This window comes from Roseobacter fucihabitans (genome assembly GCF_014337925.2).
Classification (GTDB): Bacteria; Pseudomonadota; Alphaproteobacteria; order Rhodobacterales; family Rhodobacteraceae; genus Roseobacter; species Roseobacter fucihabitans.
The window spans coordinates 528,675-548,042 of record NZ_CP143423.1; the positions used below are offsets into that span (position 1 = coordinate 528,675).

The window sequence follows — 19,368 nt, forward strand, 5'->3', positions numbered from 1 at the left end:
TTATTCTCCTTCGCTGCCCGAACAGTAGGGCCTCATGTCCGAAATCTACCCGGATGTTGTGTATGAACACAACGATTAGTAGAGTAATGCAAGGAAAAACATGCAATATTAACCTATTTTATTGGGTTTTGGGCTCTCAGAGGAAGGCTGTCTCCTCAAAGGAGCGTAATTTCCGGCTGTGGATGCGTTCCAGCGGCATGTCACGTAGCCGTTCCATCGCCTGAATTCCGATCATCAAATGGCGTGTAACTTGCGTTTTATAGAAATCAGACGCCATCCCCGGCAGTTTCAATTCACCGTGCAGCGGCTTGTCCGAGACACATAACAATGTGCCATATGGCACACGAAACCGGTATCCATTGGCGGCAATTGTCGCACTTTCCATGTCGAGTGCCACTGCACGCGACTGGCTCAGGCGCTGCACCGGGCCGGATTGATCGCGCAATTCCCAGTTGCGATCGTCATAGGTGGCGACCGTGCCGGTGCGCATGATGCGCTTGAGCTCATAGCCCTCAAGGTTGGTGACCTGCGCCACGGCCTGTTCCAGCGCGATCTGGATTTCGGCGAGCGCCGGGATCGGCACCCAAGGTGGCAGGTCATCATCCAGCACATGATCCTCGCGCAGATAGGCATGGGCCAGCACGAAATCTCCCAGCGCCTGGGAATTACGCAGACCGGCACAGTGCCCGACCATCAGCCAGGCATGCGGGCGCAGCACGGCGATATGATCGGTCGCGGTTTTCGCATTTGAAGGGCCGATGCCGATATTGACCAGCGTGATGCCGGAGCCATCGGCACGTTTGAGATGGTAGGTCGGCATCTGCGGTGTTTTGATCGGGGCCGCGAGCGGTTGATCCCCGGTGGTGATGGTTGCATTATCGGTCGACACAAAAGCGGTATAGCCGGAGGCCGGATCATCCAGCTGCGCGCGCGCGTAGGCTTCGAATTCCGACACATAGAACTGGTAGTTGGTAAAGAGCACGTGGTTCTGGAAATGAGGCGCATCCGTGGCAGTGTAATGCGACAAGCGCGCCAATGAATAATCCACCCGTTGCGCGGTAAAAGGGGCCAGTGCGCCGACCCCATCCGGGGACACATAGGTCCCGTTGACGATGTCATCGTTGGTCGTCGACAGATCCGGCACGTCAAAAACATCGCGCAGGGTAAATTCGGCGGCTCCTTCCTGGGGCACGGTGATATTGGCGTCATGGGCGACCGCAAAATGCACCGGCATGGGGGTTTTCGAGGGGCCGATGCTGACCGGCTGGCCGTGGTTTTCAATCAACAGGCCGATCTGTTGCACCAGGTAGCTGCGAAACAAATCGGGCCGTGTGATCGTGGCGCGGAAACTGCCGGGTGCTGAGACATGGCCAAAGCTGAGGCGCGTGTCGACCTGCGCATAGCTGGAGGTTTTAAACAGCACTTCGGGATAAAACGCGCGGATGCGTTCGGCGGGCGCGCCGTTGGCAATTGCATCGATGAAATGCGAGCACAGAAAGTGCGTGGCTTGCGTGTAGAGCTCTTCGAGGCGCGCAACGGCGGATTTGGCATCATGGAACTGTTCCGTTGGCGGGGCATCGGGTGTTTTGATCTGTGTCATGAAAGCGGCTCGATTACTGGTATGAATTCAAAGCTGCGCACGTCGACCAATCCAAGGTCGGAAATGCGCAACTCGGGGATGACCACGAGGGCCAGAAGAGAATGTTGCATATAGGCGTTGTTCAGCGTGCAGCCGCAATCGCGCATGGCCTGCATCATCTGGTCTGCCTTAGCGGCGACCTCAGTTGCGAGACGGTCTGACATGAGGCCCGCGATGGGCAGTTCCACGAGCGCCAGTTCAACGCCGTCCCTGAAGATCACGATACCGCCGCCGACCTCGTTGAGGCGATTGGCGGCCATCGCCATATGCGCGCCGTCGGTGCCGACCACGATCATATGGTGGCTGTCATGCGCGACTGTGGAGGCCATCGCCATGGGGCCGTCATACCCAAAGCCCGACACGAAGGCATTGGTCACCGACCCGGTGGCGCGGTGGCGTTCGACCAGCGCGATTTGGCAGACTTCGCCTGTGGCCTGCACGCGGCCCTCTGTGACGGGGAGTTCGAATTGCAGCGCCTTGGTGGGTGCCTGATTTTCCACCACACCAATGACATTGGCGCGAACGGCATTTGCCCCCTTGGGCGCGGGGATGGTGAAATCCTCCGCCGCCAGCGTTTTGCCCATGTTGACAGTCTGGCGCGCGGTATCGGGCCAATTGTAATGTGGGCAATCCACGAGGCAGACGCCGTTTTCGGCCACGATCTGTCCGCGCGCGATCACGGTTTCAATCGGCAGGGTGGTGAGGTCAGAGGTCAGGATCACATCCGCGCACCGCCCCGGCGTGAGCGAGCCAATCTCGCGTTCCAGTCCGAAATGTGTGGCGGTGTTAATCGTGGCCATTTGCAGGGCAATCAGCGGATCACAGCCACAGTTGATGGCATGGCGCACAACCCGGTTCATATGCCCGTCATTGACCAGCGTGCCGGAGTGGCAATCATCCGTGCACAGAATCATATTGCGCGGATCAAGGCCCTTTTCGGTGATCGCGGTGATCTGGGTTTCGACGTCATACCAAGCGGACCCGAGCCGGATCATTGACCGCATGCCCTGGCGCATCCGCGCAATGGCATCGGCCTCGCAGGTGCCTTCGTGATCATCCGCGGGACCGCCCGCCACATAGCCCGCGAAGGCAGGCCCAAGATCGGGCGAGGCATAATGCCCGCCGACGGTTTTGCCCGCGTGTTGCGTGGCGGCGATTTCGGCGAGCATCTTGGGATCGGCGTTTGACACACCGGGGAAGTTCATCATCTCGCCCAGACCGATGATACCCGGCCAAGACATCGCCTCCGCGACATCCTCGGGAGATATTTCAAAACCCGTGGTTTCCATACCCGGTGCGGAGGGCGCACAGGACGGCATCTGGGTGAAGATATTGACCGGCTGCATAAGGGCTTCGTCATGCATCATGCGCACGCCCGCCAGACCCAGAACATTGGCGATCTCATGGGGATCGGTAAACATAGAGGTCGTGCCATGCGGGATCACGGCGCGGGCGAATTCCGCCGGGGTCAGCATGCCGGATTCGATGTGCATATGCCCATCACACAGGCCGGGGATCATATGGCGCCCATTGGCCTGGATGATCTGCGTGTCCGGGCCAATACAATGTGCGGCATCCGGCACCACACAGGCGATGCGGCCTGCGATAATTGCGATATCGTGGTTGTCCAGAATTTCGCGGGTATGGACATTGACCCATTTACCGCCCTGTATAACGGTATCAGCGGGCGCGCGGCCTGTGGCAACGGCAATAAGTTGTGGTGCAGAGTCGGGCCATGTTGGAATAGAAGCTGTCGTCATGTCCCTAGGTGCCACGGGTTTCAGGGATGTTCAAGCATAGAGGGTATATGATGGACTATGAATCGGTCACAGCGGATGATTTCGGCAAAAGCCTGCACGGGATTGGTCTGAACCTGCTGGTGCGGGATGTACGGGCGACGGCTGCGTTTCTGACGGGGGTATTTGATGTTGGGGTGCGCCGGCTGAGCGATGATTTTGCGATCATCACCTATGGGGCGGAAGTTTTTCAACTGCACAGCGATGGCACCTATGGCGCGAACCCGCTGTTAGGGATGCTGCCGGAAAACCCGCCGCGCGGGGGCGGGATCGAGATTCGATTGTATGATACCGATCCCGAGGAGGCAGTGGCCAAAGCGGAAGCAAGGGGTGCGATGATCCTGCAAGCGCCGACAGATAAACCACATGGCCTGCGCGAAGCCTATATCTTATGCGCGGATGGCTATGCCTGGGTGCCAAGTCGACCGCTCTAGCGCGCAACACAGGTGGCCTGAAAGCCCACCCTACGACGTGCACCGTAAGGTGGGCTTTCAGGCCACCTGTGTTGCAAGCCCATGCCGCAGCCAATTGGAAAACGCTTGAGCGGCGGGCATCGCTTGGGCGCGCGGGGATTGGATCAGGTAATAGGCCTCCTGCATCCTTGCGCGGTGAGAAAACGGTACCGTAAGATGTCCCGCGTCGATCAGGCCCTGTGTAATGATATCATGCCCAAGCGCCATGCCACCGCTCGCCACCGCGACGGAAAGAGGGATAGAGTAAGTCGTGGCATAGGTCACCGGCGGTGCAGACCAGGGCAGGGCCTGCTCTTCGGCCCATACCGCCCAGGTCCCCATCATGTTGGCGCAATCATAGAGCGGTTGATCCGCGAGTGTCGCAAGCGTCACCGGATAGCCTGGCGCGCAGACCGGATAATAGTGATCCCTTGCCAGCAGTTCCGCGTGGACCTGATCCGAGGGACGCAGGGAATAGCGTATTTCCACATCGGCCCCTTCCGCCATATCCCGCGCCTCCCACAGCTCGGTCGATATGTTGACCTGAATATCGGGATGGGCGCAGCGAAACTGCGCCAAACGTGGCGCGAGCCATTGGATGGCAAAGGTCAGATTGCATTGGACTTGCAGCACATCATTTTCGTTACGCGTCAGAGCGCGGGTGCCATGGGCCAATGTGCGGAAGGCATCGCGCACCACAGGCAGGTAACTGATACCGGTCTGCGTCAATTCCAGCGCTCGCGTGCGGCGATGAAACAAGGGCCGTCCCAGAAATCCTTCTAGCGATTTAATCTGCTGGCTGACCGCGCTTTGTGTCATGTTCAAATCCCGCGCCGCGCCTGTGAAACTCAGGTTGCGTGCGGAGGCCTCAAAGGCGCGCAGCCAGTTTAGCGGGGGCAGATCGGCCATTATAACGCATCCATTAGTTTAACTAATGGATCACTTACGTTTTTTTCATTCGTCAAACAAGACGCATAGGTGTTGTCATATCGTCGACAAGAGCGAAGGAGTGACCCATGTCCGTGACCGAAATGCGCCCCAATATGGATAACTGGCAGGAGCGCGTCGACCTCGCCGCCGCCTTTCGCTGGACGGTGCGGCTGAATATGCACGAGGCCGTGGCGAACCACTTCAGTCTTGCGATCAACGACAGTGGTACGCAGTTCCTCATGAACCCCAACCAGATGCATTTTTCGCGCATCAAAGCCTCCGATCTTATTGTGGTAGATGTGGAGGACCCGCAGGCGATGGAAGGGCCGGATGCACCCGATCCCACCGCCTGGGGGCTGCACGGCGGGATGCACCGGCATTGCGCGCACGCCCGCTGCGCGATGCATGTGCACTCACCCTATGCCACAGCACTTGCAACCCTTGCCGACAGCCGTTTGCCCCCCGTCGATCAGAACGCCTGCATGTTCTTTGACCGGGTGGTGGTGGATGAAAACTACGGCGGGCTGGCTTTCGAGGAGGAGGGCGAGCGCTGTGCGCAACTCTTTGACGATCCGAAGAAAAAGGTCATGGTGATGGGCAATCACGGCATCCTGGTGATTGGCGATACGGTGGCCGATACCTTCAATCGGATGTTCTATTTCGAGCGTGCTTGCCAAACCTATCTGCTCGCCCTGCAAACCGGGCGACCGCTGCGCGTGCTGCCGGACGATGTCGCCGAAAAGACCGCGCGCGAGATCGAAGAATACCCCGAACAGGACCTGCGCCATCTGGCTGAACTCAAGGCCATTCTGGATGAGGAAGGCTCGAGCTATGCCCAGTGACGCTGAGACCCGCGAGGCCGGACGCTGGAATTTCCGCCCCAAAACGCCGCTCGCACAGAACCCGCTGTTCCAATGGCCGCCAAACCCGCGCGCGATTTTCAAATGGTATGCTGCCTTCTGGCTGGAAATCTCGACAACCACCCTGTGCCTGGTGATCGCATTGCTCGCCTATTTCGCGATTCTGCCCGGCCTCTCAGAGATGCAGGTGCTGGCCTGGGGCTGGGTGTTCAAGGTCTGGCTCGCCAATCTGGTGCCGCAGGTGATCTGCGCCGGGACGCTGCATTACTGGCTGATCATGCGCAAAGGGCAGGGCGACAAAACCAAATACGACCCGCGCGATCAGGCCGACAATAACGGAACCTTCACCTTCGGCAACCAGGTGCATGACAATATGTTCTGGCACATCGCCAGCGGCATTACGCTGTGGACTGGCGCGCAGGTTCTGGTGTTCTGGGGTATGGCGAATGGTTATGCGCCCACTCTCTTGTTTCCCGGTAATCCCTTATGGTTTTTGACGTTTTTCGTTCTGATCCCGATCTGGTCGAGCTTTCATTTCTATTGGGTACATCGGCTGTTGCACTGGCCACCGCTCTACAAAATCGCCCATTCTCTGCACCACCGCAATGTCAATGTTGGGCCGTGGTCAGGCATCTCGATGCATCCGATCGAACACCTGCTGTTTTATACCAACTTCGCGATCCATTTCGTTGTGCCGAGCCACCCTCTGCACGTGCTCTTCCACGGCTATGTGCAATCGACCCATCCGGTATTTTCACATTCCGGGTTTGAGGAACTGGTGATCAAGGACAAGCGCCAGGCCAAACTGGGCGTCTTCTTTCACCAATTGCATCACCGCTATTTCGAATGCAATTACGGCACGGTCGAAATGCCATGGGATCGTTGGTTTGGCAGCTATCACGACGGATCGGCCTGTGCGACGGATGAAACCCGCGCGCGCAAGAAGCAGATGTATACATGAATTATGGATTAACCGACGAACACCAGATGATTGCGGATACCGTCCGCAGTTTCGTGGAAAAAGAGATCTATCCGCATGAGGCATTGGTCGAGCGTACTGGCGAGGTGCCGCAGGAAATCGCCGATGAAATCAGGCGCAAGACGATTGAATTGGGGTTTTACGCCTGCAACTTCCCCGACAGCGTGGGATGCGCGGGGCTGAACCATCTGGAATTTGCGCTGGTTGAGCGCGAGTTGGGGCGCGGGTCCATGGCGCTCAACCACTTTTTTGGCCGCCCGCAAAACATCCTGATGGCCTGTGAGGGGGAGCAGGTCGAGCGCTACCTTATGCCTGCGGTGCGGGGCGCGCGTATGGACGCGCTGGCCATGACCGAACCGGGGGCGGGATCAGACGTGCGGGGCATGAAATGCGCCGCTGTGCGGGACGGCGGGGATTGGGTGGTGAACGGCACGAAACACTTTATTTCGGGTGCGGATCACGCCGATTTCATCATTGTTTTCATCGCCACGGGCGAGGATCAGACCCCCAAAGGTCCCAAGAAACGCATCACCGCCTTTCTGGTGGATCGCGACACGCCGGGGTTCACGATCCGTGAGGGGTATAAATCCGTCAGCCACCGGGGATATAAGAACATGATCCTCGATTTTGATGATTGCCGCTTGCCGGACGCGCAAGTGCTGGGTGCGGTCGATGGCGGGTTCGAGGTCATGAACACTTGGCTTTATGCGACGCGGATCACGGTGGCGACCATGAGCGTCGGGCGGGCGCGGCGCGTGTTTGATTATGCATTGAATTATGCGGCCGAACGCGAACAATTCGGCCAGAAGATCGGCAAGTTTCAGGGCGTCAGTTTTCAGCTTGCGGATATGATCACGCAGATCGATGCCGCGGATTTGCTGACGCTTGCCAGCGCGGATCGCTTGGATCGCGGGCTGCCCGCCAACCGCGAAATCGCCAGTGCGAAACTCTATGCCTCCGAGATGCTGGGGCGGGTCACGGACGCTGCGATCCAGATCCACGGCGGCATGGGGTTGATGGATGATTACCCGCTGGAGCGGTTCTGGCGCGATGCGCGTGTGGAGCGGATTTGGGATGGGACGTCGGAGATTCAACGCCACATCATCAGCCGCGATCTGCTGCGCGCTTTGGGTGCCTGAGGTCTTATGGCGCGGGCTCTGAGGCGTTTGCTCTCCCCTGATTCCGTGGTTGTGATCGGCGGTGGGGAGTGGTGCCGGCAAGTCTTGCACCAGCTTCTGGCGATGGGGTTTGCGGGTGACATCTGGCGGGTGCATCCCGATCCGACGCCGGTCGAAGGGATCCCCGCAGTTGCCACAATAGACGATCTGCCCGGCGTGCCGGACGCCGCTTTTATCGGGGTCAACCGGCATCTGTCGATCAAGGCGGTGGCCGCCTTGTCACGGATCGGCGCAGGAGGGGCGGTGTGTTTTGCGTCGGGCTTTTCCGAGGCCATGTCCGAGGATGCGCAGAGCACGGATTTGGAGGCTGATCTTGTCGCGGCGGCGGGTGACATGCCCCTTCTGGGCCCCAATTGCTATGGGTTCATCAATGCCATGGAAGGCGCGCTTTTGTGGCCCGACCAGCATGGGTGCAGTCGCGTTGCGCGGGGCGTGGCGATCCTGACGCAAAGCTCCAATATCGCGATCAACCTGACGATGCAGCTGCGCGGGCTGCCCATCGCCCGTGTCGTGGCCTGCGGGAATATGGCGCAGACCAGCCAGGCGGAGATCGCCACGGCCCTGCTCGATGATCCGCGCATCACGGCGATCGGTTTGCATGTCGAAGGCTTCGGCGATGTGGCGCAGTGGCATGCTCTGGCGCGCAAAGCCCAGACCAAGGGCGTGCCGTTGATTGCGATCAAAGTCGGTGCCTCAGAGCAGGCGCGCCAGGCGACGGTGTCGCACACGGCCTCGCTGGCGGGCAGCGATGCGGGGGCGGGGGCTCTCCTGCGCCGGTTAGGCATCGCGCGCCTGTTTGATCTGCCAAGCTTTCTGGAGACGCTCAAGCTGCTGCATGTCAACGGTCCGTTGGAAAGCAACGCGCTGTCCTGCATCAGCTGTTCAGGCGGAGAGGCGAGCCTTGCTGCGGACACGGCGGCGGGTCTTCAACTGCGGTTCCCGCCGCTGAGCAGGGATCAGACATCCGCGCTGCGCGACGCGTTGGGGCCGATGGTCGCGCTGTCCAACCCGTTGGATTATCATACATATATATGGGGCGATGCGGAGCGGATGGCGGCGGCCTGGTTACCGATGGCTGCGGCGCATATCGCGCTGGTGGTGGTGATCGTGGATTACCCGCATACGGACGCCAGCGCGTGGGATTGCGCCACCCGCGCCGCGATTGAGGTCCGCCGCGTCAGTGTACGCCCCGTGGCCGTGGTCGCGACCCTGCCCGAGTTGATGCCGCGTGACGTCTGTGAGCGGTTGCTGGGGGCTGATGTAACGCCGATCCATGGTCTGCGCGAGGCGATGGTCGCGGCGCAGGCGGCGGGAAATGTGACGTTGCCACATAGGCTGCCGCCTTTGGGTTTGGGTCCTGCGGTGGCACCGCAGATGCTGAACGAGGCGGCGGCCAAGGCGCTGTTGCACGCGCATGGTCTCGACGTTCCACAGGGTGTTGTTTTGTCCTCGCGCGCCGATGCCAGCCCGGCCGGTGAATTATCGGCGCCTCTGGTCCTGAAGGGGCAGGGGCTTGCGCATAAATCCGAAGTGAGTGCGGTCCTGCTCAATGTATCCCACGGTGGGCTTGCCGCCGCACTGGAACGCATGAAAGCCGAGAGTTTTCTGGTCGAGGAGATGGTGCAAGGTACGGTCGTCGAATTGCTGATTGCTGTGCTGCGCGACGACGCCCATGGTTTCGTTTTGACGATTGCGGCTGGCGGCGTTTTAACCGAACTTTGGCAGGACAGGGTGTCCTTGCTTTTGCCAGTGACCCAAGATGATATCGCAGAGGCGCTGACGGGTCTCAGAGTCTATCCGCTGCTGACGGGATACCGGGGCAGGCCGGGCGCAGATATTGATGCCGTCATCGCTGCCGTGATGGCGCTGCAAGACTGCATTATTGCGCATACAGCTGTGATCAGCGAGGTTGAGATCAACCCGCTCATCTGTACGTCCGAGCGCGCGGTGGCCGCTGATGCGCTGATCATGATGGCCCCGGAAATAGAACAAGAGGAAACATAGATGGACCCGATCAAGACCACCCGTAAAGGTGCCATTTTGCAGGTCACACTGGATAGGCCCAAGGCCAATGCTATCGACCTTGCGACCTCGCGGATCATGGGGGATGTGTTTGCAGCGTTCCGCGACGATCCCGAATTGCGCGTCGCCATCCTGACGGGGGCGGGTGAGAAGTTCTTCTGCCCCGGTTGGGACCTCAAGGCCGCCGCTGATGGCGATGCGGTGGACGGGGATTACGGTGTGGGCGGTTTTGGCGGGTTGCAGGAGCTGCGCGGCATGAACAAACCGGTGATCGCCGCCGTCAACGGGATCGCCTGCGGCGGTGGGCTGGAACTGGCGCTGAGCGCGGATATGATATTGGCGGCTGATCATGCGACATTCGCGCTGCCGGAAATCCGTTCGGGCACGGTTGCGGATGCGGCCTCGGTCAAGCTGCCCAAGCGCATTCCCTATCACATTGCGATGGAATTGTTGCTGACCGGGCGCTGGTTTGATGCGCAGGAGGCCAAGGGCTGGGGGCTGGTCAATGAGATCGTTCCGGCCAGCGATTTGATGGAGCGGGCTTGGGCGCTGGCGGCAACGCTCGCCTCTGGGCCGCCGCTGGTTTATGCCGCCATCAAGGAAATCGTGCGCGATGCGGAGGACGCCAAGTTTCAGGATGCCATGAACCGCATCACCGGGCGGCAATTGGAAACTGTCGACCGGCTCTATGCCTCGCAGGATCAATTGGAAGGCGCGCGGGCCTTTGCCGAAAAACGCGATCCTGTGTGGAAGGGTAAGTGAGGCGGCAGGGCTTGAACCTATGCGCGCGGGCGTCCAGATTGAGGGTATGAAAACACTCCTCTCCATTGGTCACGGCTATAGTGCGCGCGCTTTGGCGGCCCGATTGTTGCCGCAGGGCTGGCGTATCATCGGCACGACCCGAAGCGCCGAAAAAGCCGCGCAGATTGCAGCCACTGGGGTTGAACCGGTGATCTGGCCTGGATGTGATCTGTCTGCGGCATTGCAACAGGCGGATGCGCTGCTGGTTTCGGCCGGACCGGGGCCGGAGGGGGATCCGACCCTCGCGGCGATGCGCGCGGATATCGCGGCGGCGGCTCCAGGTCTGGATTGGGTCGGGTATCTCTCCACCACGGGCGTTTACGGTGATCACCAGGGCGGCTGGGTCGATGAAACATCCCCGCTGACGCCCTCGACCAAACGCGGCCTTGCCCGCGTCGCCGCAGAGACCGCGTGGCAGGCGATACCGGGTTTGAACCTGCATATTTTTCGTCTGGCGGGCATCTATGGTCCCGGTCGCGGACCCTTCGCCAAGGTGCGGGCCGGCACCGCGCGGCGCATCATCAAGGCGGGACAAGTGTTTTCCCGTATCCACGTGGAGGACATCGCGCAGGTGCTGGAAGCCTCGCTCGCGTGGCCCAATCCGGGCGCGATCTATAACCTGTGTGACGATGATCCCGCTCCACCACAGGACGTCATCGCCCATGCCGCGGAGCTTTTGGGGCTTCCGCTACCACCGGAGGTGGATTTCGAGACGGCGGATATGACCCCCATGGCGCGCAGTTTTTACGCCGAGAGTAAAAAAGTGAGGAACGATCTGATTAAGCAGGAGTTAGGTATTCGATTGCTTTTCGCGGATTACCGCGTCGGGCTGAACGCCTTGCTGGAAGAGGAAGAAAGAGATCGGAACGTCTCGGAGATATGACGATTGGCCGTTGACGCGCCTGCTTGACGCTGTGGACGGCGCGGCATCGGATGAAGATGAAACGGTGGCGGTCAGGGAGATCATATCGGAGATCGGCAGCCGGACGGTCACACCTGTCATACTCACCGTGGCCCTATTGTTGATGTCGCCACTCTCTGCAATACCCGGTTTGCCTACGACCGGAGCGATCATCATTGTCATTCTGTGCGTCCAGGCACTATTGGGGCGCCGTTTGTCGCTGCCGCGCCGTCTGATGGAAGCAGAACTGGCGACCTCAAAGGTTGCACATGCGACGGGCTGGCTGCGTCGTCCCGCAAAATGGGTCGATCGGGTGTCACAGCCCCGGCTTCATTTGCTGACGCGCGGGGCGATGCGGATCCTTGTTCTGGGGCTTTGCGCGGTGATTGCATTGTGGTTGCCGGCACTCGAGCTGATTCCTGGCGTCACGACAATAGGGGCCACGGCAATTGGCTTATTTGCTTTCGGCTTATTTGCACGTGATGGGTATTTTGTGATTGCTGGTTTTGTTTTGCTGATGATGATTGGTACGGGGGCTATTTTTCTGCTGAACGCTGCGGCAACCTGACACTAGGCCCGCGCCTCGCCGATCTGCGCCACGCCCAGCACATTCAGGACCTTGCTCTCGATTTCAGCGGCGTTCATGCCCGCGACCGCGTACATATCTGCCGGGCTCGCCTGATCGATGAAGATGTCAGGCAGCACCATGGAGCGGTATTTGAGACCTGTATCAAACACGCCTTCTTCGGCCAGAAGCTGCGCGACATGGCTGCCGAAACCGCCAACAGCGCCCTCCTCAATGGTGATGAGAGCCTCGTGGTCTTCGGCCAGTTGCAGGATCATGTCGCGATCAAGCGGTTTGGCGAAACGTGCATCCGCCACGGTGGGGGTAATACCGCGTGCTCTGAGCGCTTCGGCGGCTTTTTCGACCTCCGCCAGTCGCGTGCCGAAAGACAGGAGCGCAACCCGCGCGCCTTGAGAAATGATCCGACCCTTGCCGATTTCCAGCACCTCGCCGCGTTCGGGCATTTCCACCCCGTTACCTTCACCGCGCGGAAAACGAAAGGCTATGGGGCCTGCATCATATGCGACCGCCGTGGCCACCATATGTTTCAATTCCGCCTCATCGGCGGCGGCCATCACCACGAAACCGGGCAAGTTCGCCAGATAGGCAACGTCAAAGGCACCGGCATGGGTGGCCCCATCCGCGCCAACCAACCCCGCGCGATCAATGGCAAAGCGCACCGGTAGGCGTTGGATCGCCACATCATGCACGACCTGATCATACCCGCGTTGCAGGAACGTCGAATACATCGTGCAAAAGGGTTTCATGCCCCCCGCCGCAAGCGCCGCAGAGAAGGTCACGCCGTGCTGTTCGGCGATGCCCACATCAAAACACCGGCTCGGATAGCGTTCCGCGAAGAGGTTCAGCCCGGTGCCATCGGGCATGGCCGCCGTAACGGCACAGATCTTGTCGTCCGCTGCGGCTTCCTGCAACAGCGTCTCAGCAAAAACGCGGGTATAGCTGGGCGCATTGGAGGGGGCTTTTTTCTGCTCGCCGGTCACCACGTTGAATTTGGCCGTCGCGTGCCCCTTGTCGCGGGCGGTTTCGGCTGGGGCGTAACCCTTGCCCTTTTTGGTCAGCACATGGATCAGGATCGGCCCGGTCGCGCGGGCCTTGACGGTGCGCAATACGGGCAGCAGCTGGTCCATATCATGCCCGTCGATGGGTCCGATGTAGGAAAAGCCAAGCTGTTCAAACAAGGTGCCGCCGACGGCCATGCCCTTGAGGATATCCTTGGCCCGCTTGGCCCCTTCACGAAAGGGTTCGGGCAGAAGGCTGACCGCACCCTTGGCGGCGGCTTTGAAGTCCTGAAACGGCTCTTCGGCATAAAGACGGCTGAGATAGGCAGACATCGCGCCCGTCGGTGGGGCGATGGACATTTCATTATCGTTCAGGATCACCACCAGGCGCTTTTTCAGATGACCGGCGTTATTCATCGCCTCATAGGCCATGCCCGCGCTCATCGAGCCGTCCCCGATCACCGCAATCGCATCGCCCAGACCCTCGGGCACCACGCCGCCCAGATCACGCGCCACGGCAAAGCCGAGTGCTGCGGAAATCGACGTCGAACTATGCGCCGCCCCAAAGGGGTCATAGGGGGATTCGGAGCGTTTGGTGAAGCCGCTGAGACCGCCCTTCATGCGCAGGGTGCGGATGCGGTCGCGCCGTTCGGTCAGGATCTTATGCGGGTAACATTGGTGGCCCACGTCCCAGATGATCTTGTCGCGCGGCGTATCAAACACCGCATGCAGGGCCACGGTCAGCTCGACCACACCAAGACCCGCGCCCAGATGCCCCCCCGTCACCGAGACCGCAGAGATCGTTTCAGAGCGCAATTCATTGGCCAATTGCGTCAACTGGCGATCAGACAGGTGCTTCATGTCGGCGGGGCGCTGCACGGTGTCGAGTAGGGGAGTTTTGGGGGTCATGTCCTGCCTCTCAATGCGCGCGCGTGACGACGAAACGCGCAGCTTCTTTTAGGGTATCGGCGTCCGTTCCGTAACCCGCCAGGCTGTCGCAGGCCTGATCCACCAGATCGGCGGCGCGTTTGCGCGCGGTGTCCAGTCCGAGCAGCGACACGAATGTGGCCTTGCCTGCCTCTGCGTCTTTGCCCACGGCTTTGCCAAGGGTTGCGCTGTCCCCGGTGACGTCCAGCACATCATCCGCGATCTGAAAGGCGAGCCCGAGGGCCTTGGCATAGGCTTGCAAAGCGCTGATGTCGGCGCGCGCCATGCAGGCCCCGGCGGTTGCGGCCCATTCGATCAAGGCGCCGGTTTTGCCTTGTTGTAAGGCGGTAATCTGATCCAGTGTCAGGGGCGTGAGCGCGGTTTCGGCGGCGATGTCCAGCGCCTGACCCAGCACCATGCCCTTGGCCCCACTGGCACGTGCCAGCCGCAGGGCCAGCGTGGCGCGCACGTTTGCATCCGGGCTTGCCTCCTCGCGGCACACCATCTCAAAGGCCAGCGTTTGCAGCGCGTCACCGGCCAGAACCGCCGTAGCCTCATCCCATTTGCGGTGAACGGTCGGCTGACCCCGGCGCAGATCGTCGTCATCCATGCAGGGCAGATCATCATGCACCAACGAATAGGCGTGCAGCGCCTCGATCGCGGTGGCGGGCCAGATCGCATGGGTCGCATCGATGCCATGTAGCCGCGCGCTTTCGAGCACCAAAAATCCGCGCAGCCGTTTGCCGCCATGCGTCGCATGCGCCATCGCCCGCACCACCGGGAGATCATCCAGCGCCCCAAGGACCCCGTCAAAATGCTGTTGAATGGCCTGAGCGGAGGCGCTCAGACGGTCGGCAAACATGCTCAGAGCCCTTTGACCGGCGTGGCACCGGTGGGGTTGCCGTCCCCATCAAGCGTAATGGCGGCGACCTTTTCCTCGGCCTCTTTCAGCTTGGTCTCGCAGCGCGTTTTCAACGCAGCCCCGCGCTCATAAAGCGCGATGCTCTCATCCAGCGCCACATCGCCGCGTTCAAGTTGGCCCAACACTTTTTCCAACTCGGCCATCGCCTGTTCAAAGCTCATCTCTTGCGTGGGTTTTTCGGTCATGGCGCATCCTGTCTGCTGAGTGGCGCTTGTCTAATGGGTTTCGCGCCGATGTGCCACCCCCGGAGCGTGGGATCCACCGCATAAAATGTCCAGGTGATGCCGGTCAGAGCCGCCTATTCCGGGGCCAGCATATAGCCCGCACCGCGCACCGTTTGCAGGTATCTCGGCTGTTTGGGGTCTTCCTCGATCTTGCGGCGTAATCTGGTGATCTGGACGTCCACGGCGCGTTCCTGGGCCTGGCCCCGGTCGCGTCCCAACTCCTCGACCAGCTTGGCGCGGCTTATGGGTTCGTTGCAGCTGGCGGAAAAAATCTTCATCAATTGCATTTCAGTGCCGGTCAGCCGTACCAGCTCTTCGCCCTGCCACATCTCGCCGCGTTCAAGGTCATAGCGGATGGCCCCGAGCGTCAGCACCTTGGGGGCGGCGTGATCTTCGGTGTTTTCGGGCATGCGGCGCAATATGGCGTTGATGCGCAGCAGGAGTTCCTTGGGCTCGAAGGGTTTTGGCAGATAATCATCCGCCCCCGCTTCCAGACCCTCGATGCGGTTGCCGGTCTCTCCCTTTGCCGTCAGCAGCAAAATGGGCAGGTTACGGGTTTCGCGCAGGGATTTCGTCAACGACACACCATCTTCGCCGGGCATCATCACGTCCAACACGATCAGGTCGAAATCCAGACCCGACAGGATGCGCCTCGCATGGGCTGCATCACGCGCCGCCGTGACTAAAAACCCATTCCGCATCAGGAATTTCTGCAACAGCGTGCGGATGCGTTCGTCGTCATCGACGATCAGCAGATGTGCATCCATGTCTTTCATATGCCGCTATCCTTTAACCGCTTGTAGGCAAAACGCATTTCGCCATCCATCATCGCTTCCAGCACTTGCCGGAACCCGGCAACGGCTTCGGGCCCGGCGTCGCGAAAGGCCATGCGCATCCTTGCGCGCTGCGCATCTGAGAGCTTTTGTTCCAGAGCCTGACCCTCCGTGGTCAAAAACAAATGGCGCTCGCGTTTGTCGAGCTTGCCCACCTTGCTTTCCACCAGACCATCCTCGATCAGGGTGCGCAAGACACGGTTGAGCGATTGTTTCGTGACGCCCAGCAGGGAGAGCAGGTTATTGACCGTCGTTCCGGGCGCACGGTTGATGAAATGCACCGCACGATGATGCGCGCGCCCATAGGCCATATCCGCCAGGATACGGTCGGGATCTGCCGTGAAACCGCGATAGGCAAAGAACATCGCCTCGATGCCTTGCCGCAATTGCTCATCCGTCAGAAACAGAAGGTTTTCGCCACTGTGCGCTGTGGTGCTGCGCCCGTCCGCCATAACATGCCTCAGGTATTACAAATCAATTCCGGATCAGCATACGTCAGTGTTGTTGACATTCCAAGGGTGAAGGGCTATCGAATCGCATCTTTTGCGCAACTTTATGTCCGAAACGGTCATATTGGACGCAATAATTGCAAATTTTGAGACGCTCTTGGGAAGGAACGACAATGGCAGGCGCTTATAATGATCGCGACGGTATGATCTGGATGAACGGTCAGATGACCCCTTGGCGCGACGCCAATGTTCATATTTTGACCCATGCCATGCATTATGCCTCCTCGGTTTTTGAAGGTGAGCGGGCCTATAATGGCAAGATTTTCAAGAGCCGCGCGCATTCCGAGCGCCTGAAACGTTCCGCGGAAATGATTGATTTCGAAATCCCATATACCGTGGATGAGATCGAAGCCGCCAAGGTCGAGGTTCTCGCCGCGAGCGGTCTGCAAGACGCTTACGTGCGGGCCATCGCCTGGCGTGGTGCAGGCGAAGACATGGGTGTCGCCTCTGCGCGCAACCCGGTGCAACTGGCCATTGCCGCCTGGGAATGGGGTGCCTATTACGGGGACGCCAAAATGAAGGGGGCCAAGCTTGATATTTCCAAATGGAAACGTCCCAGCCCCGAGACCATCCCCAGCCATGCCAAGGCCGCTGGTCTCTATATGATCTGCACCATGTCCAAACACGCTGCCGAGGCTAAGGGCTGTTCGGATGCGATGATGTTTGATTATCGCGGCTATGTGGCCGAGGCGACGGGGGCAAACATCTTCTTTGTCAAAGACGGCGAGGTGCATACCCCCGATCCCGATTGTTTCCTGAACGGGATCACACGCCAGACGGTGATTGGCATGCTCAAGGAGCGCCAGATCAAGGTGCATGAACGCCACATCATGCCCGAAGAGCTCGAAGGGTTCGAACAATGCTGGCTCACCGGCACAGCCGCCGAGGTGACGCCTGTGGGTCAGATTGGTGATTTTAACTTTGAAGTGGGCAGCATCACGCGCGAAATTGCACAAGGCTATGAGGTTTTGGTGCGCAGCTGAGGTCTGTGGCGGAATGCGCCGGTAACAAGGAGCGGGCCCATAAACCGGGCCCGTCTCGGGAACCTTGGATCTAGGGTTAATAGCCCTTTCTAAAATAGTTAATTGTATGTTAACCAATCGCTGTCGCAGCGAGCGGCTTATAACCAATGACTGAATTTTACGACGTCTGTTGAGAGGACATATAATATGAAAATTACCGGATTGGCTTTGGCCATTGCGATGACTGTGCCGTTTGCGGCCGGTGCTGCGACGATGAGTGCGACGAATTTGACGGTTAATATCTACCAGTCGGATAACACTGGCAATACTGGCAACACGGCAGATGCGATCTTGGCAAATGTGGGCCCTGCAAACTTCCTTGGAACGGCGTCCTTCACAGGGATTTTGGACTTTGACACGCAGGATTCCGCAGACACGTCGACCATCGATGACTGGCTCACAAGCAAGGGTGGCACCTATACCGAACTTGGTGCGGGATTCGATGAAACGCTTAAAATCAGCTTCCCTGACATCGGCACGAACTCCGCCCGGACGACGTGGTTTGAATTCATCGGTGGAAGTGCATCGGTTTTCGATTTTACCGTGAAACATGACGATGGCGTGTGTTTTTACGAAAGCGGTGTGCAGGAAACCTGCTCGCAGACACCCACCCAGGTCGTAACGACAAATGGTTTTTCCTATGACGGCGGCGTTTTCCAACTGTTGTATGCTGCAACAAACGGCGATCCATCGGTTCTGAAAGTGACCAGCAATGACGACGTGACGCTTGAGCCGGTGCCGCTGCCAGCAAGCGCATTGCTTCTGATGGGTGGTTTGGCCGGATTGGGCATGATGCGCCGCCGTCGTAAATCGTAACCTGGCGTAAATTAGGTCTGACAAAGGCGGCCATTGTGCCGCCTTCGTGCTTTTTGATGGTCCATGTTTGAAAATGGATCGCACTACCAACCTCCAGTACCTTTTGCGATGCCGATCACACGGGTGAAGGCTTTGGCGCTCCGCTGGAAAGGGTTGCCTGGCCCGGCTGCGCGTTAAGGTCGGGACCTATGCCATTAGGCTTCGGAGGGGTTATCCGTTGCAATCGGGCATATCAGTATGAGCGCCTGCCCATAGCGCGGGGGCGAGGCGTCTGATATCAAAATAAGCGCAATGAGCAGCGCTGTTTTATCCGCAAATGCCTCAGACTTTGCAGGGTGCATTCCCAACCATTCGACGGTCTAAAAATCAACACCGCGCTGTGCTTTTATGCCCGCCTTATAGGGGTGTTTCACTTCGGTCATCTCAGTGACCAGATCGGCATATTCCATCAATTCGGGTTTGGCATTGCGTCCGGTTAAAATCACGCCGGTGCGTTTATTGCGGCTCTCAAGGCTTTCGATGACCTTATGCACGTCCAGGTAATCATAACGCAGGGCGATGTTGATTTCGTCCAGGACGATCAGATCATACTCACCGCTCTGCATCATCTGCACGCCCTTGGCAAAGGCGGCTTGGGCGGCGGCGATATCGCGCTCCTTGTCCTGCGTGTCCCAGGTGAAGCCTTCGCCCATCGTATGCCATGTGACATCGCCCAGCTGGTCAAAAAACCGCTTTTCGCCTGTGATCCATTTGCCCTTGATGAACTGAACCACACCGACTTTCTGCTTCCACCCCAGCGCGCGGATGACCACACCGAAGGCGCTTGACGATTTGCCTTTGCCATTGCCGGTATGCACCAGAATGAGCCCCTTTTCGGGGTCCTGAGCCGCAGCGACCTTCGCGCGGTGCTTGGCCTGCACCTGTTTCATCTCTGCCTTATGGCTTTCTGCGTCACTCATCGGTTTATCCTCGT

General features: G+C 59.3%; 19 protein-coding genes. 10 read left to right on the forward strand and 9 right to left on the reverse strand.

What is annotated here, in order from left to right:
* Positions 1-136 precede the first annotated feature (136 nt).
* Complete coding sequence (locus tag ROLI_RS02605) at positions 137-1,600, reverse strand: AMP nucleosidase (protein WP_187429123.1); 1,464 nt, start codon at positions 1,598-1,600, stop codon at positions 137-139.
* Positions 1,597-3,399, reverse strand: coding sequence for an adenine deaminase (gene ade, locus ROLI_RS02610; protein ID WP_187429124.1), 1,803 nt, complete (start codon positions 3,397-3,399; stop codon positions 1,597-1,599). Before ade ends, ROLI_RS02605 begins: the two co-directional genes overlap by 4 nt.
* A 50-nt stretch (positions 3,400-3,449) precedes the next feature.
* Here ade and ROLI_RS02615 point away from each other — a divergent pair, with 50 nt between their 5' ends.
* Positions 3,450-3,869, forward strand: coding sequence for a VOC family protein (locus ROLI_RS02615; RefSeq protein ID WP_187429166.1), 420 nt, complete (start codon positions 3,450-3,452; stop codon positions 3,867-3,869).
* Between the two features lie 57 nt (positions 3,870-3,926).
* Here ROLI_RS02615 and ROLI_RS02620 read toward each other — a convergent pair whose 3' ends face one another.
* Positions 3,927-4,796: a LysR family transcriptional regulator gene (locus ROLI_RS02620; RefSeq protein WP_222869418.1), complete on the reverse strand. Its 870-nt coding sequence runs from the start codon at positions 4,794-4,796 to the stop codon at positions 3,927-3,929.
* Between the two features lie 107 nt (positions 4,797-4,903).
* On the opposite strand from ROLI_RS02620, the gene ROLI_RS02625 reads away from it, so the two are divergent.
* The 7 genes from ROLI_RS02625 to ROLI_RS02655 are packed head-to-tail and all read left to right on the forward strand — an operon-like array spanning position 4,904 to position 12,126.
* Positions 4,904-5,659: a class II aldolase and adducin N-terminal domain-containing protein gene (locus ROLI_RS02625; RefSeq protein ID WP_187429125.1), complete on the forward strand. Its 756-nt coding sequence runs from the start codon at positions 4,904-4,906 to the stop codon at positions 5,657-5,659.
* The gene (locus ROLI_RS02630) at positions 5,649-6,638 is read left to right on the forward strand and encodes a sterol desaturase family protein (protein WP_187429126.1); all 990 of its coding nucleotides are present in this window, start codon (positions 5,649-5,651) and stop codon (positions 6,636-6,638) included. The genes ROLI_RS02625 and ROLI_RS02630 overlap by 11 nt, the downstream gene beginning before the upstream one ends.
* On the forward strand, positions 6,635-7,795 hold the full coding sequence (locus tag ROLI_RS02635; RefSeq protein WP_187429127.1) for an acyl-CoA dehydrogenase family protein: 1,161 nt from the start codon (positions 6,635-6,637) through the stop codon (positions 7,793-7,795). The genes ROLI_RS02630 and ROLI_RS02635 overlap by 4 nt, the downstream gene beginning before the upstream one ends.
* A 6-nt stretch (positions 7,796-7,801) precedes the next feature.
* Entirely contained in the window at positions 7,802-9,838 is a 2,037-nt protein-coding gene (locus ROLI_RS02640; RefSeq protein WP_187429128.1) for an acetate--CoA ligase family protein, read from the forward strand.
* Positions 9,839-10,618 carry a carnitinyl-CoA dehydratase gene (locus ROLI_RS02645; RefSeq protein WP_187429129.1) on the forward strand — a complete coding sequence of 260 codons (780 nt, stop codon included), beginning with the start codon at positions 9,839-9,841 and terminating at the stop codon, positions 10,616-10,618.
* A 19-nt stretch (positions 10,619-10,637) separates the two neighbouring features.
* Positions 10,638-11,540, forward strand: a complete 903-nt coding sequence (locus ROLI_RS02650) for an SDR family oxidoreductase (protein ID WP_262386423.1) — start codon at positions 10,638-10,640, stop codon at positions 11,538-11,540.
* Between the two features lie 10 nt (positions 11,541-11,550).
* On the forward strand, positions 11,551-12,126 hold the full coding sequence (locus tag ROLI_RS02655; protein WP_187429131.1) for an exopolysaccharide biosynthesis protein: 576 nt from the start codon (positions 11,551-11,553) through the stop codon (positions 12,124-12,126).
* 2 nt (positions 12,127-12,128) lie between these two features.
* On the opposite strand, the gene dxs is transcribed toward ROLI_RS02655, so the two are convergent.
* The 5 genes from dxs to ROLI_RS02680 form a co-directional block, all read right to left on the reverse strand.
* Positions 12,129-14,051, reverse strand: coding sequence for a 1-deoxy-D-xylulose-5-phosphate synthase (gene dxs / locus ROLI_RS02660; RefSeq protein WP_187429132.1), 1,923 nt, complete (start codon positions 14,049-14,051; stop codon positions 12,129-12,131).
* A gap of 10 nt (positions 14,052-14,061) precedes the next feature.
* Positions 14,062-14,931 carry a polyprenyl synthetase family protein gene (locus ROLI_RS02665; RefSeq protein ID WP_187429133.1) on the reverse strand — a complete coding sequence of 290 codons (870 nt, stop codon included), beginning with the start codon at positions 14,929-14,931 and terminating at the stop codon, positions 14,062-14,064.
* 2 nt (positions 14,932-14,933) lie between these two features.
* A complete protein-coding gene (locus ROLI_RS02670) occupies positions 14,934-15,176 on the reverse strand; it encodes an exodeoxyribonuclease VII small subunit (protein ID WP_187429134.1) in 243 nt (80 codons plus the stop codon).
* Positions 15,177-15,289: 113 nt separating this feature from the next.
* A complete protein-coding gene (locus ROLI_RS02675) occupies positions 15,290-15,991 on the reverse strand; it encodes a response regulator (protein WP_187429135.1) in 702 nt (233 codons plus the stop codon).
* Complete coding sequence (locus tag ROLI_RS02680; RefSeq protein ID WP_187429136.1) at positions 15,988-16,500, reverse strand: MarR family winged helix-turn-helix transcriptional regulator; 513 nt, start codon at positions 16,498-16,500, stop codon at positions 15,988-15,990. Before ROLI_RS02680 ends, ROLI_RS02675 begins: the two co-directional genes overlap by 4 nt.
* 170 nt (positions 16,501-16,670) lie before the next feature.
* On the opposite strand from ROLI_RS02680, the gene ROLI_RS02685 reads away from it, so the two are divergent.
* Together ROLI_RS02685 and ROLI_RS02690 are read left to right on the forward strand one after the other, a co-directional pair.
* On the forward strand, positions 16,671-17,540 hold the full coding sequence (locus ROLI_RS02685; RefSeq protein WP_187429137.1) for a branched-chain amino acid aminotransferase: 870 nt from the start codon (positions 16,671-16,673) through the stop codon (positions 17,538-17,540).
* A gap of 186 nt (positions 17,541-17,726) precedes the next feature.
* Complete coding sequence (locus tag ROLI_RS02690; RefSeq protein ID WP_262386424.1) at positions 17,727-18,395, forward strand: VPLPA-CTERM sorting domain-containing protein; 669 nt, start codon at positions 17,727-17,729, stop codon at positions 18,393-18,395.
* A gap of 359 nt (positions 18,396-18,754) precedes the next feature.
* Here the strand turns inward: ROLI_RS02690 and cobO are convergent, their stop codons facing one another.
* Positions 18,755-19,354 carry a cob(I)yrinic acid a,c-diamide adenosyltransferase gene (gene cobO / locus ROLI_RS02695; protein ID WP_187429138.1) on the reverse strand — a complete coding sequence of 200 codons (600 nt, stop codon included), beginning with the start codon at positions 19,352-19,354 and terminating at the stop codon, positions 18,755-18,757.
* Positions 19,355-19,368 lie beyond the last annotated feature (14 nt).